The sequence below is a fragment of the Micromonospora sp. NPDC051196 genome, from assembly GCF_040682415.1.
Taxonomy (GTDB): domain Bacteria; phylum Actinomycetota; class Actinomycetes; order Mycobacteriales; family Micromonosporaceae; genus Micromonospora.
The window spans coordinates 15,374-31,470 of the sequence record NZ_JBFBAY010000029.1 but is presented as its reverse complement, the minus strand read 5'-3'; the positions used below and the strand labels follow the sequence as shown (position 1 = coordinate 31,470).

Here is a 16,097-nt window from a genome sequence, read left to right as displayed (position 1 = left end):
CCCACAAAAGGCCCAACCCAGTCCGGGGTAAAAATCATACTTGGCACTGGCTTATCAAGCACCCTGTTGAGTTCTCAAAGAACAACCACACACCAAACCAGGCCTCGAATTGAAACCTTGTCTGGGGCAACCGCTCCAAACTATCCGAATCGTTCTCGCGGGTCAACCTGAGATTTCAGGAGATGACCTTCAAGGATCATTCGGGGCCCACAGTGGCGCACGCCTCTCGGCGGTCGCTTCTTCTGTGGAGAACCGCAGACCGGCCAGTCACCCTCAGGCGACCCGCCCGGCTCCTGCCGGCTCCAGAACTCTACCCGGTCGGCTTCGCGATCGCAACTCCAACTTTCGGAGCCATTTCGCACCGCCCAGTCTCGGTCCTACGATCAACATCATCGTCTGACCGGCGCCCGTTCTCGGCCGGTTTGCCCGACCTCCCGCGTGCAGAGAGAAAGTTACGCGTACGCACCGGAGAAGGCAAATCAGCGATTGTCGATGCTGATGCCGGACCGCCTGCGCTCCAACTCTCTACAGCTGGCGGGCAACGGGACCGCCGGCAGCTGCCGCAGTCACGCGGACGACGTCCACCCTCGCAGACAACTACTCGTACCGGCATCTCTACGGCTGCGTACTCGCGCCGACGGCCACAGAGGGCTGCGGCGTGCCAGAGTGTCTGGCATGGATGACGTGTCCCGGCCTGCCAGCCCGGTCCTCGCCGAGGACGCGCTGCTCGGCCTGTTACTCCCCTTCTGGCAACTGATCATCGGAGCATTCGTGCTCTTCGCCGTCGTGGTGTCGATCGGACGGCTGGTTCGGCGCGGCCCTTCGCGGATGAGCACCGCGCTACTGGTCACCGCCGCTGCCATCGCCGGCTTCGCCGTGGTCGGCGTGCTGCTTCAGGGGTAGCAGCACTCAGAGCCGGCGATTGGCCAGGCTCGGCAGTTCGGCACGGATGCGATCCAGCCGGTCCAGGTCGACGTCGGCGATCGCGAATCCGGGACCGTCCGCTACCTGGGTGAGCACCGTCCCCCAAGGGTCGACCACCATGCTGCGCCCGTAACAGGTCCGGCCCGGCTCGTGGTCGCCGGTCTGTCCGGCCGCCGCAACGAAGCACTGGTTCTCGATCGCTCGGGCGCGCAGCAACACTTCCCAGTGGTCACGCCCGGTGTGCATCATGAACGCCGCTGGTACCACGAAAAGATGGGCACCGCCGTCGGTGGCGAGTTGCCGGTACAACTCGGGGAAGCGCAGGTCGTAACAGATCGACAGCCCTACCCGTAGCCCCTCGACCTCCACCACCACCGGCCGGTCGCCCGGCGCCACCGTGGCCGACTCGTGGTACGAGACACGACCCGGGATCTCCACGTCGTACAGGTGGATCTTGCGATAGCTGGCGGCGAGCGCGCCGGAGCGGTCGAAGACCAGCATGGTGTTCCAGGTGTGCTCGGGGTCGGGGCCAGCCTCGTGGACGGACCCGGCGATCAACCAGATGCCCCGTCGACGCGCGATGGCCGCGAAGAACTGCCCAACCTCACCGTCGACCGGCTCCGGCGCGGGCATCCCGGCACCGGGACCCAGGTAGTCGACATACTCGGGCAGGAGCACCAGGTCCGCGCCGGCGTCGGCCGCGCGGTCGATCAAGGCCTCGGCGGCGGAGAGGTTCGCCTTCCGGTCGTCGCGGGAATTCAGCTGGCAGACGGCGACGCGCATGACTGTCAGCGTACGGGCAAACAACCGGAAGCGGCAGGGCTGGGCCCTCGCCCCAGCGGGTCAGGCGGACTTCTCCTCGCGCTCGCGCCGGGCCCGACGGCCGGTGAACTCGCGCGGGACGATGGTCGGATTGACGTTCTCCAGCACCACCTCACGGGTGATGAGCACCCGGGCGGCGTCGGGATTGCTGGGCACCTCGTACATCACGGAGAGCAGGACCTCTTCCATGATGGCGCGCAGACCACGGGCGCCGGTGCCGCGCAGCATCGCCTGGTCGGCGATGGCCTCCAACGCCGGCCGTTCGAACTCCAGCTCGACGCCGTCGAGCTCGAAGAGGCGTTGGTACTGCCGGACCAGCGCGTTACGCGGCTCGGTGAGGATGCGCACCAGAGCGGCCCGATCGAGGCTACGGACGCTGGTGATCACCGGCAGACGGCCGATGAACTCCGGGATCAGCCCGAACTTGAGCATGTCCTCCGGCATCACCTGGCTGAAGATGTCGTCGGTGGAACGCTCGGAGACCGCCCGGAGACGGGCACCGAAGCCGGTGCCGCCATGCCCCGTACGAGCCTCGATGATCTGGTCCAGACCGGCGAAGGCACCACCACAGATGAACAGCACGTTGGTGGTGTCGATCTGGATGAACTCCTGGTGTGGGTGTTTGCGGCCACCCTGCGGTGGCACGTTCGCCACGGTGCCTTCGAGCATCTTCAGCAAGGCCTGCTGGACACCCTCACCGGAGACGTCGCGGGTGATCGACGGATTCTCCGACTTGCGGGCGATCTTGTCGACCTCGTCGATGTAGATGATGCCGGTCTCGGCGCGCTTGATGTCGTAGTCGGCGGCCTGGATCAGCTTGAGGAGAATGTTCTCCACGTCCTCACCGACGTAGCCGGCCTCGGTCAGGGCGGTGGCGTCGGCGATGGCGAACGGCACGTTGAGCATCCGTGCCAGGGTCTGCGCCAGGTGGGTCTTGCCACACCCGGTCGGGCCCAGCAGCAGGATGTTCGACTTGGCCAGCTCGACGCCGTCGTTACCGGCGCCCGGAGCGTTCGCCGCCTCGGCCTGGATCCGCTTGTAGTGGTTGTAGACCGCGACGGCGAGCGCCTTCTTGGCCTGTTCCTGCCCCACGACGTAGGTGTCGAGGAACTGGCAGATCTCCATCGGCTTGGGAAGCTCTTCCCACTTCACCTCGCCGGACTCGGCCAGCTCTTCTTCAATGATCTCGTTGCAGAGATCGATGCACTCGTCGCAGATGTAGACCCCGGGGCCCGCGATGAGCTTCTTGACCTGCTTCTGCGACTTACCGCAGAAGGAGCACTTGAGTAGGTCGCCGCCGTCACCGATCCGTGCCACCTACGTTCTCCCTGCACTCATCGGCCGGAGCCCCGGCCACGACCTGCGGACGCCACGCTCCGCCCGTCTCCACCCACCGCGCCGGTCGCCCGACGAAGCGGTACGGAACCGACGTTACCCGCTGAGGGAGCATTCTCCGACCCCCAAAACGGGTGTGTCAGAGGCCGGCGGGCGACAGACCCGACCGGCCTCTGATCCCGTACCGGTCAGCTGGCCGCGTTAGCGGCCAGCAGCCCCTTCTTGCGGCTACTGAGGATCGTGTCGACCAACCCGTACTCACGGGACTCCTCGGCCGTCATGATCTTGTCGCGGTCGATGTCCTTGCGGACTTTCTCGACCGGCCGGTTGCAGTGCCGGGAGAGCATCTCCTCCAGCTGGGTACGCATCCGCAGGATCTCCCGGGCCTGGATCTCGATGTCCGAGCCCTGCCCGTAGCCGCCCTCGGTGGCCGGCTGGTGGATGATGATCCGCGAGTTCGGCAGGGCCATCCGCTTGCCCGGGGTGCCCGCCGCCAGCAGCACCGCCGCCGCGGAGGCCGCCTGGCCGAGGCAGACGGTCTGGATGTCCGGCCGGACGTACTGCATGGTGTCGTAGATCGCCGTCATCGCGGTGAACGAACCGCCGGGCGAGTTGATGTACATGATGATGTCCCGGTCGGGGTCCGTCCCCTCCAGGGTGAGCAGCTGGGCCATCACGTCGTTGGCCGAAGCGTCGTCGACCTGGACGCCGAGGAAGATGATCCGGTCCTCGAAGAGCTTGTTGTACGGGTTGGATTCCTTGACCCCGTACGACGTGCGCTCGACGAACGACGGCAGGACGTAACGGTTGTGCACGGCCGCGAACTGGGGCGGCAGGCTGAGGTCGGTCATCGTCTGCTCCTCGATCAGCTCAGGGTCCCGGCGCCCTCGGGAACCTGTGCGGCCCCGATGATCACCTTGTCGATGAAGCCGTAGTCCATGGCCTCCTGGGCGGTGAACCAGCGGTCACGGTCCGAGTCCGCCTCGATCTGCGCCTGGGTCTGGCCGGTGTGGTGCGCGACCCGCTCCTGGAACATCCGCTTGGTGTAGAGCATCTGCTCGGCCTGGATCGCGATGTCCGACGCGGTGCCACCGAGGCCGCCCGAGGGCTGGTGCATCATGATCCGGGCGTGCGGCAGGGCGTACCGCTTGCCCTTGGTGCCCGCGCAGAGCAGCAGCTGACCCATCGAGGCCGCCATGCCCATCGCCACGGTCGACACGTCGTTGTCGATGTACTGCATGGTGTCGTAGATCGCCATGCCGGAGTAGACCGAGCCACCCGGCGAGTTGATCCAGAGGAAGATGTCCCGGTCCGGGTCCTCCGCCGCGAGCAGCAGCAGCTGCGCGCAGATGCGGTTGGCCACCTGGTCGTTGACCTCGCTGCCGAGGAAGATGATGCGTTCCTTGAGCAACCGGTTGTAGACCGAGTCGTCGAGGTTGCCAATTGAGTCGCCACCTCGGGCGTCGAGCGCCCGCGGCTTTGCTGGGATGTGCATGTCGGTCATGGCAGCCCTTCGCTCTCCGTACCGTCCTGTCCGACACTAACCGCTCAGCCGGGCGGCAGAGTCCCGCTCCGGGCGCTGTTCGCTCTAAGCGCAGGGGCCCGGGACTCGTACCCGGAAAGGGGTCGGGCCACCACCCACCGCGACCGGCGGACGATGGCCCTCACCCGACGATCAGTGCTCGTGCCCGTGCTCCGCCTCGCTGGCCTCGCGCAGCGCGTCCAGGCTGATCTGGTTGCCGGCGGTGTCCTTGATCGTGATGCGCTCCATGACCGCGGCGAGCGCCTTGCCCCGGCGGACATCGCCGAAGACCGCGCCGGCCGCGCCGGAGCGAACCAGCTGGTCGTAGTACTGCTGCGGCGCCATGCCGGCCCGCTGGGCGCGGTGGACGATCTCGTGGCCGAACTCGTCGTCGGAGACCTGCACGTCCTCGGCGTCGGCGAGGGTGTCGAGCAGCAGCTGGACCTTGACGCCCTGGGTGGCGGCCTCGGTCAGCTCGGCGTCGATCTGCTCCTCGGTCTTCTCCTCGGCGGCGAGGTAGTCCTCCATCGAGGCGCCGATCCGCTCCAGCTGGTCGACCATCGCCTCCTTGCGGCTCTCCACCTCGTCGCGGATGACGCCCTCCGGCGCCGGCACCTCCGCGGCCTCGACGAGCTGCTCCAGGGCCTTGTCCCGGGCGGCGTAGATCTGCTCGACCCGCTTGCCACGGGTGACCCGCTCACGCAGGTCGTTGCGCAGCTCCTCGATGGTGTCGAACTCGCTGGCCAACTGCGCGAACTCGTCGTTCAGCTCGGGCAGCTCCTTCTCCTTGACCGTACGCACGGTCACCAGGACCTCGGCGTCACGGCCGGCGAAGTCGCCACCGACGAGCTGGGTGGTGAAGGTGGTGTCCTCGCCGGCGGCGAGGCCGACCACGGCCTCGTCCAGGCCCGGCAGCAACTGCTTGCTGCCCACCTCGTGGGAGATGTTGCTGGCCGAGCCGCCCGGCACCTCCTCGCCGTCGACGGTCGCCCGCAGGTCGATCTGGACGTAGTCGCCCTCGGCCGCGGCCCGCTCGACCGTCTTGAGGGTGGCGAACCGCTCGCGCAGGTTCTTCACCTGCTCGTCGATCTCGCTGTCGTCGATCTGCAACTCGTCGACGACGACCTCGATGGAGGCCAGGTCGGGCACGGTGATCTCCGGCCGGACGTCAACCTCGGCGGTGAAGTTCAGCGAGTCACCGTCGTTGAACTCGGTGATGTCGACCTCGGGACGGCCAAGGGTCTTCAGGTCGTGCTCACGGACCGCGGCGAGGATGTTCTGCGGGATGGCCTCCTGCACCGCCTCGTTGAGCACGGTGCCCCGGCCCACCCGCTGGTCGATGATCGCCGGCGGCACCTTCCCCTTACGGAAGCCGGGAATCTGGATCTGCTGGCCGATCTCCCGGTACGCCTTCTTGAGGCTCGGCTCGAGCTCGACGAACGGCACCTCGATGGCGAGCCGCACGCGCGTCGGGCTCAGAGTCTCGACGGTGCTCTTCACAGGCGTACTCCTTGACGGATCTCGGTTGAGTCTGGGCGCACTTTCGGCCCATCGAGTGTAGGCGAACCAGCGTGGCCGACCGGCAGCGCCCAGGGACCCGACGGCGAAGCTTCCCGCCCGCCGACCGTCCCGGGTGCACCGGCCCCACGCTGGAGGCAGTCGGGGTGGCGGGATTTGAACCCACGGCCCCTCGCTCCCAAAGCGAGTGCGCTACCAAGCTGCGCCACACCCCGTGGCGTCGAGCAGTCTATGCCTTCGGCCCGACAACCGGATGCCGGGGCGCCCCCAACGCGCCGAACACGGACAAACAGGGCGGGCGCACCCCGCGTGCCGCGCAATTGCGGCGGGTGTTGCGGCATCCGCAGCGACAGGACGCCGCAACTTCGCCGAACTTGGTCGGATCAGGCGCGGCGCGCCGGCAGGGATACGCCCGCGCGGGCGCCGCCGGCATTGGGTAGGCTGTCGGCGCGTCCGGTTCGCCGGGCGTACGCGGGCGTAGCTCAATGGCAGAGCTTCAGTCTTCCAAACTGACGGTGCGGGTTCGATTCCCGTCGCCCGCTCCATATGCTCTGCGGCCCACCGGAGAGGCTGGCCGCTGATGCTGAGCCGGTCGTCGACCAGGCACGGCACACCGCGATCAATGAGTGTCAGTCAGCGGTGGCGTGGTGGTTCAACAGGCCCAGTCCGATCGCGTGCCGGACGAATTCGGCCGCGTTCACGGCCGCCTCGTGCCGGTGGGCATCGGACTTATCGGAAGTACCCCAGTCTGAGATGCCTCGGACTGCGATCCATTCCACCTTGCAGTCGGCGGCAACGCCGCAGAGCAGGTATGACTCCATGTCCCCGGCCACCGCGTCCGGGTGCCGTTGGCGCAGGTCCGCGGTCGCCACGTCGGAGCGGTAGAGCGTGCCGGAACCAACGATCGGACCGATGTGCAGATCCGGACCGGACCAGCTGTCGGCTGCGGTGGCCAGGACTCCCAGCAGCTCCGCCGATGGACTGGGCCTGGAGCCGCGGTCCCACCGCTGCGGCTGGCCGTCGACGTCGGCGACGGACTGGTGGGACAGGTCACGGGCCTGCCGGGAGATCACGATGTCACCGAGTCGCTGCTCCTGCGGACGGAGCCCGAAACAGGTCCCGACGAGCACCAGGTAATGCGGACGCCACTGCTGGATGACGCTGGTCGCGACCTGAGCCACCCCGGCGGAGGAGTTCATGTCACCGACCGCGCTGGCAAGCATCAGCTCCACGCCGTCGATCGCACCGAGCCGGTAAACGGTGTGCGGTGGCCGACGTTCCGGGTACGGCTCCAACCCATGCCTACGGAACACCTCGAGAGTGGCCTTCTGCTCACCCAAGGTGGCGACCAGGAGCAGCATCTTCCGTCGGCCCAGCACGGCCTCGGTCTCCCCGTAGAAGCGTTTGTTCATTCGATTCGTCGCCCGTCGTACCTGTTGCACCGCCACCGCCGCGACCGGGATCGTCATCAGCGCCATGAGGCTCACCAGCCATCCCGCGAGCGTCGAGCCGGGGCTCTCCGGACGAAGATCCGGCGGGTCGGACAACAGCAGGCGCTGTCCGATCCAGCGCAGGGCCTCGCCGTACTCGGTCGGGCGTCCCGCGCACCGATTTCCGCAGGTTCGCCGTTCCTGATCGGCCACCAGGTAGGCAAGCAGTAGCAGCACCCCAGCGCTGCCGAGTACGTACCAGAGAAAGAAGCTCGCGGTGTTGAAGGTTCTCGCCGGCTGGCCGGGAAGGTGATCGCGCGGTTCGAGAATGACCACATCGGTGCCGACCCCGAAGGGCAGGCCCACCCGCTGCTGCCGTGGCACCGCCTCCCGCATCGCGCTGGTGGTGATGCCGGTAACCAGACAGAGCAGTACCTCGGTGACGAACACTCCGTTCGGCTGGCCGCCCTGTGGTCCGCTGACGGTGCGTATCCGCCTGTCGACCAACTGGCTGAGTCGATCGGAGACCTCCCGCATCAGGTCGCCGGCGCGGTCGGCTGTCAACTCGTGACACAGCGGCATCGACCACTGCCGGGCCGGTAACGACTCGGCCGCGAGTTCACTGTCGCGGCGGCGACGGAAGGTCCGCAGTATGATGCGCAGGCCGCCGGCGACAGCGCCCAGCAGGCACACCGTGACGTGCAGCAACACGAGCATCAGGAGCACGAGCGCGACGCGCCAAAGTTGCAGCGGCAAACAGGCGAGCGCCGCAAGCAGTGCCAGGGTCGGCGGCCCTGCGAAGCAGAGCGTCTCCCACCGGCGGTCCACGATCCGTAGCAGGAACAGGCGCAGGCCGCCGGCCGTGTACCGTTCGCCCATCGTCATCGGCGGCTCCAGCAGTGCGAACGAGTCCGGTCCTCGCCAGATGAGTCGACCCTCGCAGGCGGCGATGGTGAGCATCACGCTCAGCGGGCCGCGCGACCGGAACCAACCCATCGCGCCCTCAGGGCGGGCCGTCCGGTAGGCCTGCCGCCCATGCTCGGCCCGACGTACGGAGCGGGCAGCCGCACGGCAGGCGGCGAAGGACAGGTGTCGGGAACCTGCGGTCTCGGTCGTGCTCACAGGACCCGTTCCACGCTCGACGTGGCGAAACCCTGGACGAGGGAACGCAGGTGATCGAAGAGCGGTCCCGCACTGCGGGTGATCAGGTAGTGCGGCATGTCACCACGTTGCAGTTGGAGCTGCGGGCCGGGCGGTGCCATCAGGTACGGCGAGGTCAGGATGAGCGCGTACGGGCTGTCAAGGTCCGTAGCGAGGCAGGCCATGCCGGGATAGCCGGGAGTTTGGAGCACCTCCAGCCGGTCAGCTGCCGCGCCGTGGCGTTGTTTGAACTGCCGCAGGTCGGCCAAGGCCGCGTGGGTCTTGCCGGCCAAGTCCTCGCCGCGTTGCCTGGACAGCAGCCGGGTCGCCTCGGAGTCCGGTGCCATGAGCACGCAGCGGTAGGTTCCACCACGGTCGAGGAAGTCGAGAACCGCGTCACGGAAGTGCGCCGGCCGTTCGGTGGTCACCAGATAGCGCGACGCGGTGCGCAGCGATGTGCCCAGGTCCACGACCTCGGTGGTCGCGGCTCTGACCATCCTGGCCTTCTCCAACTGGCTGGGTCGCTCGAAGTAGGCGTTCACCGGTACTCCCCCGACGAGCCCCTGGGCGGCCAGCCAGATCGAGGCGGCACCGCCGGTGCGTGCGTCCGCCGCGAACAGGTGGATCTGACGCCCTTCGAACTCACCGACCGGTTCGAATAGTTTGGCGTACGGGCCGGCCACCTGTACGACGTCAGCGGACACGGCCACGGTGTCCGGCGGTGTGACCTTCTCCAGGTGAGCCACGAAGTTGATGTCGGGCGAGTAGATCGTGCCCTCGTTGCCCTCCCCCCGGTACCGAATGGAGCCCTTGTGAGCGGCGACCCGTAGGCGCAGCGAGCCCTGGATGCCGAGCCGGGTGAACTCGTCCCGCAGGTGCGGCAGGTCGAGGGTCAGCAGGCTGTTGACGTACTCGAGAGTGACGTCACGGGCAACGCTCTCATCCTCGTCGTGAACAATGAGGAATCCACCGTCGCCGGCCCAGCGCCAGGGCCGGGCGTAGTCGACCCGGCGTTGCTCGGCGATCATGGAAAGCCGATCAGTCACCTTTCGATGCAGCAGGTCGAATGCCTGCCGGGCCAGATCGCGCGGATTGTGCGCCACCACGTTGGAATGCCCAGCCGCGTCTACGAAGATCAAGAACACGTTGTCGTACGTTCGGTTGGCCTGAAAGGTATTCATCGTCAGTTACGCACCCGCTCCATGCTGGACCAGAATTCCGGACGGCGGCACGTCGGATAACTGTGCCGGAAAATGACGGCGACCACTACACGAGGAGACCGGGCTTGCCGCATCATGAGCCACCTTCACCCGGCAGGACCACTTCCAATCGACCGGGCGGCTTGGACGATACCGACCATCCGTCGCCCGTGCCGGGTACGTTCCTCGCCCACCTGTCGCCGTCCGATCGAGCGCGAATAGCCGACATCGCGAGGATCCGGCGGCACGCCGCCCGCATCGACCTGTTCCACCAGGGCGACCCCTCCCAGTACGTACTGGTGCTGCTCAGCGGCTGGATCAAGGTCACGTCGGTGTCTCGGGACGGCCAGGAGGCACTGCTCGCCCTACGCGGCCCCGGTGACATCATCGGCGACCTCGCCGCCATCGACGGAGGCGTCCGATCAGGCACTGTGATTACCTTGACCGCTCTGCAGGCGTACGTCATCGATGGCCAGCAGTTCGTGGACCTGGTGGTCAACCAACCCGGACTCGCCCACGGACTGTTGCGGCATCTCGCCCGCGGGCTGCGACAGTCGGACACCAAACGGCTGGAATACATCTCCGCCAGCAGTTTCAGTCGGCTGGCCGGCCTGCTGTCGGACCTCGCGGAGAAGCATGGTCGACGGACACCGGACGGGATCATGATCGACCTTCCTCTCTCTCAGCGGGAACTTGCCACCGCCGCGGCGACGTCACGGGAGGCTGTTGCCCGAGCCATGCGCGCGCTGCGCGAGCGCGATGTCGTCCGTACCGGCCGACGCGAGATCCTGATCGTTCAACCAGCGGTTCTGCGTGCGCTGCACAGGACCACGCCGGAGCTTTAGCTGATTCGGCGCCCGCCGCTGCGAAGCACTGTGCTCACAGCACGGTCATGATCAGACAGAAGCCGCTTGCGCCGAGGACGACGATCGCACCGCGCACCAACCAGTACTTCGTGGACAGTCTGTTGCTGGTCCACCTGAGCTCGGCCAGCGTGGCACCCAGTGGCTGGGTCGCGGTGAGTCGTAGCGCTTCGGCGAGGTCATCGTGGCGCAGGACGTCGCCGAAATAGGAGACGTGTCTCTCGGGTGAGAGACCGCCGAGCCGGGGCAGGAGCGCGAGCGCGGCCAGCAGCACCGCCATGCCCCAGAGCAAGAAGGCGGCCAGCCACCACCCCTGCATCACGACTGCCAATTCGGTGCCAGATACCGCGGCGAACGCCACCGCCGCAATGGTCCCGGCGGCGCCGAGGAGTTGGGTGGCCTTCGTATCGGCCCGGCGCAGCTCGTGTCGGTTGTCGATGAGCAGTTGGCGCGCGTAGCGCAGGGTCCGCTCATGGTCCGGCACACCGACTTGGTGTCTATCCGCATCACTCATGTCCCCAGGGTGCCGTCGATCCTCGCGGGCGTCCGCGCCGAACTACACCGTCGGAATGTGTCAAGTGACGCACCGCCCGACGCCGGCAGCAGTGAACCTTAAGTTCATGACCCCTCCCACCACCCGTGCCACCGCTGCTCGTCGGTCGCCGACGGATTCCTTCCGTCGGGGAGCGGCAACCGGTCGTCCGGCCCGCCAGTTGTGTCGATTCAGTTCCCCAACCTTGTGCGGCACCGTCTGATGCCCTTCCGACCGGGCATCCGGACTCAACCAGATATCGAATCCCTCATCACCTTCGACTGGGACATCGAACCGAGGACCCGAAAGCCGGAGTCCGGTGTAGACGCTTAATCTTTGCTGCCGCCGGCTGATTCGAAAGCGGCCCTAATTCGCCCTGCCCGACGGAACTCTGTCGCCATTCTGACTGACTTTTCGAAAGGTATCGTCCATGCGTTATATGAGCACTCGTGCCGTCGCTGACGGTCGAGTGGTCCCCGGTCGAGCCGTACTCGACGAGGTCGCGGTGCCGGCCCGACCGGCGTGGTGGCGTCGGTTGATCTCTCCTCTGCTGACCACCCTGCTGGTCCTGGCGTTACTGGGTCTGTGCGCCGTCCGGATCCATGACTGGTTGGGGCCCCCGGACAGTCTCGACCAGGCGGTCCTGGAAGGCGCCCGGAAGGTTCCCGGGCCGGTCTGCATACATGAGATCCAAGACGTTTCCGGCTCGATGACTCAGTACTCGTCCCTGCGCGAACAGGCAGTCAGCCAGCTCTTTCTGTTCGCGCAACGGGAGCTTCAGGCAACCGACCAACTGGCTGAAGCAGTGTTCAGCGGTACCGCCGGAGTGACCCTGCCGCCGACGTCGTTGCACGCGTTGCCGGTCCGACGGACGGCGCCCACGCCGGGAGCCGGCACGTTCATGGCACCTGCGGTCCGCGCCTTGACCCTCGCGGACCGCGCAGACCAAACCTGCGCCGCTCGCGCCCTCATCGCCATTACCGACGGTGAGGTGCACGACGAACCGGCGGAACTGCGCAGCGCGCTGGTCGACGGCGCCTACACCCGGGTTTACCTGGTCATCCCCGGCTGGGCAGGTGGTCGCCCCAGCGCGTTCACCGGCGATGTCCTCGACGGGGTGGTGGTACGCCGGTTCACCGACGCGCCTCGCCTGGGCGTCATCTTCGGGCAGGTCTTCGCCGAGCTCCTCGGCGTCGAGCTACGCCAACGCAAGATCGAGAGCGGCCAACCGTAAGCGGACATCCGGTGGCAGATCCACCAGAAGGAGACCTCCATGGCACGCCAGACGGCCCGGCCATACCCACATTGGGACCGCGTACCGGCGACCCCGATCCGGTACTCCATAGCGGCGCGAATCGCCGACTGGTGGAACGGGCGGCAGGACGCCCGCGCCGGACTACCCGCTCTGGAAGCGAAGCCCGGTCCCCCGCCGGTACCGGCCGCCCAGCCCACGCGGGAAGCGCATGACGCCGCCTCCATCGCCTTCACCCCGCACCTCGAAAAACTTCGCCGGATGGCGAACGACGCCATGCACCACGAACTGGTGCACCTTCAGCAGGAGATCGCTGATCCGGCGTACCAACTCGCGCGGGCCGAAGCCCAGCTCGTTGAGGCCGAGCGGACCCTGGTCGCGGCCCGCGAGGCGCTGGCCAACCTACGAGAGCCGACCGAGAGCGAGTTGACGGCCCGACGGGCCGGCGAGAGCAACACCGACGAAGCCATCGTCCGCAAGCGTCGACTTGCTCCATACCTCGAACGACGGGCCCGACTGGAGGCCCGCCGTCAGGAGGCTCTGGACTCATTGATCAAGCTCCAGCAGACGCGGGCCGAGCTACAGGAGCGGATCGGGCGGAGTCAAACGGTAGCGGCCGCCCGAGCCCGCCGGATCCACGAACACTCGTGGCGTCGCATCGGCGGCTACTGGCAACGGCTCGTCCGCACGCACCCTGCCGGGGAGCAGCTCAACCGCACCCTCCGACCGGGTGGGCCAGAGGTACCGAACTGGGTCATCGCGGCCGACGAACCGGTGGCCGTCGGCGCCACCACGCGTTAGCGACCGGAATCCACATCAGGCGAGAGAGAGCCATGAAGACCTTGCTGAAGCGTACCGCCAGGGCCGTCCGCACCATGCTGTCGCGCGGCCGGGCCACTACGCCTGCGCGCAGACCCGACGGCGGAATGACCGGTCCGTTGCGGGTCGACGCTCCCAAACCCCTGGATCCCGACCCTCATCACCAGCGCGATGCCCAGGCGGTCCACAGACAGATCGTGCAGTTGGTCGCGGAGATGGCCCCGCGCGGCACGGACGAGGGAACCGGTACCGCACTGGACAACATGATCAATTACTGGGCCGATGGTTGGCTCGCCGACATCGAGACCGAGCGCCTCAACGCCCTCACGGTGGTGGACGCCCTGGTCGGCGAGACCACGCCGCGGCAGGAGCGGCTCCGGGCGGCCCGTGAGAGCGCGCTCGACCGACTCCAGTTGGCCAAGGAGAACCACGAACTGGTCCGAGCCCTGATGGCCGGTGGGATCGGTCCCGTCAGCCGTCGACCCGGCACCGAGGGATGACATGACCACGATAACTGCCCCCGCTACGAACACCCTGTCGCCGCCCAGCAGCATGCCCGGCGGCCGGTACGTCGACACCACGTTGTTCACCGGCCGCGCGGGTACCCCACTCGGCCGCGTGGCCGAAGCGGGAGCCCTGCTGCTCGCCGCCGGCGCCGACGTCGCGGCTTTCTACAGCGCACTGGCCGATGGCCTCAATGCGCCGGAATCCATGCTGTATCTGCTGGTCGCCGGCTTCACCGCCGTCTCCCTGCTGCTCGCGCACGCCTGCGGGCGGATCTACCGCGACCTCGACCAGCGGGCGCCCGGTGCCCGCTCGGCGGCGCTGTACGTCTGCCTGGCCGGCTGGTCCTTGCTGGGTGTTGCCGCTTTCGTCGCCCGCCTGCTGCTGGCCGACGAGGCAAGTGGCGGCAGCTTCGGCGGATTCGACAACGCCGAGCAGGATTCCCAGACGGTTCTCGTGCTGGCGTTGCTGTTCCTCGCGCTGTACTTCGCCACTGGAGCAGCGGCCGCGGTGGTCGCCTACTGGAACCACAACTCGCTCGCCCACGCCTACCAACGGAGCAGCCGGCTACTTGCCCGTGCCGAGAAGCTCGCCGAGAAGCGGATCGAGGCTCACGAGAAGATCCTCGCCAAGTACCGGCAGCGATACAACGAGTGGGAGCGCACCGAAGACGCCCACTCGGCGGCCCGTGCGAAGCGGTTGGCCCTCGCCGAGGAACTCAAGCAACTGGCCCGGCAGCGGATGGCGGCGGCCGGCCAGGATCCGGCCACCACCGACGGCCTGTTCGAACCGGACCGGCACAGCCCGCCCTCGTCGCCGTACCGAGGTCACCGCCCGGACGCTTCGGACCCACGGCACGTTGCGTGATCAGCCGGCTGCGGCACAAGGACCCAGCACTACCGGCGGCGACGATGCCGCTGACGACCGATCTTGTTGGCGCGTACCGAGCCGCCCCCCGGACGCCTACGAGCACTGGAGCTAGCCATGACGCCTTTCTTCCCGCTGCACAGCCGACGCCACCAGGTCCGACAGCGCTCCGCTGCCGTCGTCACGGGCTTGCTGCTCGGCGCCGCCGTACTCGCCGGATGCGGTGAATCCGACGGCGAGGAGCCTGTCGACACGGGCTGCGTGCCTTCGGGCGTGAGCATGTCGCTCGCCATCGGAGCACGGGCCAACAGTCCGACGCCCACCCTTCCCAAAGCGGTCGAGGAGCTTGCCCGTAGCGCAGCGCGCCACCGGAAGGCGGTCTCGGTGGTCCAGGTCGACGGGCGCCCTGACATCGACCTGGGTCCGCAGATCTTCAGTAGTCCCGCCGAGGGCGAACGCAAGTACGCGAAGGACCTCGACCGGTGGGTCGACGGACTGCGCAGGTGGGTCACCGAGATGCGGGCCGACGAGCCCGAGGTCGACGTGCTGAAATCGCTGGCTGTCGCCGCCGCGCAGGTCAAGCCCGGAGAAACGGTCGTACTGGTGGATTCCGCCCTGCAGACCACCCCGCCGTTGGATTTCCGCAGCAAGGGCATGCTGGACGCTGATCCCAAGGAGGTGGTCGATTTCCTCCGCCGATCCAACTCGGTGCCGGACCTGACCGATCGCAACGTCCTGCTGGTCGGGGTGGGTGACACCGCGCCGCCGCAGGAGGAGTTGGACGTGGCCCGGCGGCGGCAGGTCATCGAGATCTGGACCGCGGTCGCCACGGCCGGCGGCGCTAGCTGCGTCGAGCTGCTGGAATCGGAGAACAGCACACCCAGCGACATCGACTCGCCGCCGGTCAGCCTGGTGCCGGTTCCCCCTCTGCCGATCTTTGCACCGTGTGGGGACACCGTCCTGTCCGACCAGGGGTCGGTCGGCTTCATCCCCGACTCGGCGGCATTCCGGGACCCGGCCGCAGCCCGCACGACCCTCGTCAAGCTCGCGGAGGTACTCACCCGCGGCAATGCGCAGGCAGAGCTGATCGGTACCACCTCGTCGGCCGGCACGGAGAAGGGCCGCCAGTTGCTGTCTGAGGAGCGGGCACGCACGGTCGAGGCGGTGCTGCGGGAGCTCGGCGTACCCGAGGAGCGGCTCTCCAGCAAGGGCATGGGCGCCAACTGGCCGGACCGCAAGCCCGATCGTGGACCGGACGGCGCGCTTCTACCCGGACCAGCGGCGCAGAACCGGTCCGTCATCGTTCGGATCTCGTGCGGCTGAGTCATCCCGAGGAAACCGTGGTGGCCCGGCGGCGCGGCACCTGGGCG

15 protein-coding genes and 2 tRNA genes are annotated in these 16,097 nt (G+C 67.6%); 8 read left to right on the top strand and 9 right to left on the bottom strand.

Annotated features, from left to right (window positions below; all coding sequences use genetic code 11):
- The first annotated feature begins 675 nt into the window (after window positions 1-675).
- Window positions 676-903 (top strand): hypothetical protein, encoded by a 228-nt coding sequence (locus AB0M35_RS28260; protein WP_363749176.1) that lies wholly within the window; start codon window positions 676-678, stop codon window positions 901-903.
- A 6-nt stretch (window positions 904-909) separates the two neighbouring features.
- Here the strand turns inward: AB0M35_RS28260 and AB0M35_RS28255 are convergent, their stop codons facing one another.
- From AB0M35_RS28255 to AB0M35_RS28230, 6 genes are all read right to left on the bottom strand, one after another.
- A complete protein-coding gene (locus tag AB0M35_RS28255) occupies window positions 910-1,707 on the bottom strand; it encodes a carbon-nitrogen hydrolase family protein (RefSeq protein ID WP_363749175.1) in 798 nt (265 codons plus the stop codon).
- 60 nt (window positions 1,708-1,767) lie between these two features.
- Complete coding sequence (gene clpX / locus AB0M35_RS28250) at window positions 1,768-3,063, bottom strand: ATP-dependent Clp protease ATP-binding subunit ClpX (RefSeq protein WP_363749174.1); 1,296 nt, start codon at window positions 3,061-3,063, stop codon at window positions 1,768-1,770.
- Between the two features lie 206 nt (window positions 3,064-3,269).
- Window positions 3,270-3,932 (bottom strand): ATP-dependent Clp protease proteolytic subunit, encoded by a 663-nt coding sequence (locus AB0M35_RS28245; RefSeq protein ID WP_363749172.1) that lies wholly within the window; start codon window positions 3,930-3,932, stop codon window positions 3,270-3,272.
- A gap of 14 nt (window positions 3,933-3,946) precedes the next feature.
- Window positions 3,947-4,585, bottom strand: coding sequence for an ATP-dependent Clp protease proteolytic subunit (locus AB0M35_RS28240; protein ID WP_327024484.1), 639 nt, complete (start codon window positions 4,583-4,585; stop codon window positions 3,947-3,949).
- 171 nt (window positions 4,586-4,756) lie between these two features.
- A complete protein-coding gene (gene tig / locus AB0M35_RS28235) occupies window positions 4,757-6,103 on the bottom strand; it encodes a trigger factor (RefSeq protein WP_363749171.1) in 1,347 nt (448 codons plus the stop codon).
- Window positions 6,104-6,262: 159 nt separating this feature from the next.
- Window positions 6,263-6,336 (bottom strand) — tRNA-Pro (locus AB0M35_RS28230).
- 256 nt (window positions 6,337-6,592) lie between these two features.
- Here AB0M35_RS28230 and AB0M35_RS28225 point away from each other — a divergent pair.
- Window positions 6,593-6,666, top strand: a tRNA-Gly gene (locus tag AB0M35_RS28225).
- An 84-nt stretch (window positions 6,667-6,750) separates the two neighbouring features.
- Here AB0M35_RS28225 and AB0M35_RS28220 read toward each other — a convergent pair.
- The gene (locus AB0M35_RS28220; protein WP_363749170.1) at window positions 6,751-8,673 is read right to left on the bottom strand and encodes a hypothetical protein; all 1,923 of its coding nucleotides are present in this window, start codon (window positions 8,671-8,673) and stop codon (window positions 6,751-6,753) included.
- The gene (locus AB0M35_RS28215; protein ID WP_363749169.1) at window positions 8,670-9,872 is read right to left on the bottom strand and encodes a hypothetical protein; all 1,203 of its coding nucleotides are present in this window, start codon (window positions 9,870-9,872) and stop codon (window positions 8,670-8,672) included. The genes AB0M35_RS28220 and AB0M35_RS28215 overlap by 4 nt, the downstream gene beginning before the upstream one ends.
- A gap of 62 nt (window positions 9,873-9,934) precedes the next feature.
- On the opposite strand from AB0M35_RS28215, the gene AB0M35_RS28210 reads away from it, so the two are divergent.
- A complete protein-coding gene (locus tag AB0M35_RS28210; RefSeq protein ID WP_363749168.1) occupies window positions 9,935-10,735 on the top strand; it encodes a Crp/Fnr family transcriptional regulator in 801 nt (266 codons plus the stop codon).
- A gap of 34 nt (window positions 10,736-10,769) precedes the next feature.
- Here AB0M35_RS28210 and AB0M35_RS28205 read toward each other — a convergent pair whose 3' ends face one another.
- Window positions 10,770-11,267: a Pycsar system effector family protein gene (locus AB0M35_RS28205; RefSeq protein WP_363749167.1), complete on the bottom strand. Its 498-nt coding sequence runs from the start codon at window positions 11,265-11,267 to the stop codon at window positions 10,770-10,772.
- Window positions 11,268-11,724: 457 nt separating this feature from the next.
- Here AB0M35_RS28205 and AB0M35_RS28200 point away from each other — a divergent pair, with 457 nt between their 5' ends.
- The 5 genes from AB0M35_RS28200 (at window position 11,725) to AB0M35_RS28180 (ending at window position 16,050) form a co-directional block, all read left to right on the top strand.
- A complete protein-coding gene (locus tag AB0M35_RS28200; RefSeq protein ID WP_363749166.1) occupies window positions 11,725-12,519 on the top strand; it encodes a vWA domain-containing protein in 795 nt (264 codons plus the stop codon).
- 39 nt (window positions 12,520-12,558) lie between these two features.
- Window positions 12,559-13,338, top strand: a complete 780-nt coding sequence (locus tag AB0M35_RS28195; protein WP_363749165.1) for a hypothetical protein — start codon at window positions 12,559-12,561, stop codon at window positions 13,336-13,338.
- 32 nt (window positions 13,339-13,370) lie between these two features.
- Window positions 13,371-13,856: a hypothetical protein gene (locus AB0M35_RS28190; RefSeq protein WP_363749163.1), complete on the top strand. Its 486-nt coding sequence runs from the start codon at window positions 13,371-13,373 to the stop codon at window positions 13,854-13,856.
- Between the two features lies 1 nt (window position 13,857).
- Window positions 13,858-14,727 (top strand): hypothetical protein, encoded by an 870-nt coding sequence (locus AB0M35_RS28185; protein WP_363749162.1) that lies wholly within the window; start codon window positions 13,858-13,860, stop codon window positions 14,725-14,727.
- Between the two features lie 117 nt (window positions 14,728-14,844).
- Window positions 14,845-16,050 carry an OmpA family protein gene (locus tag AB0M35_RS28180; protein ID WP_363749161.1) on the top strand — a complete coding sequence of 402 codons (1,206 nt, stop codon included), beginning with the start codon at window positions 14,845-14,847 and terminating at the stop codon, window positions 16,048-16,050.
- Window positions 16,051-16,097: the final 47 nt, after the last annotated feature.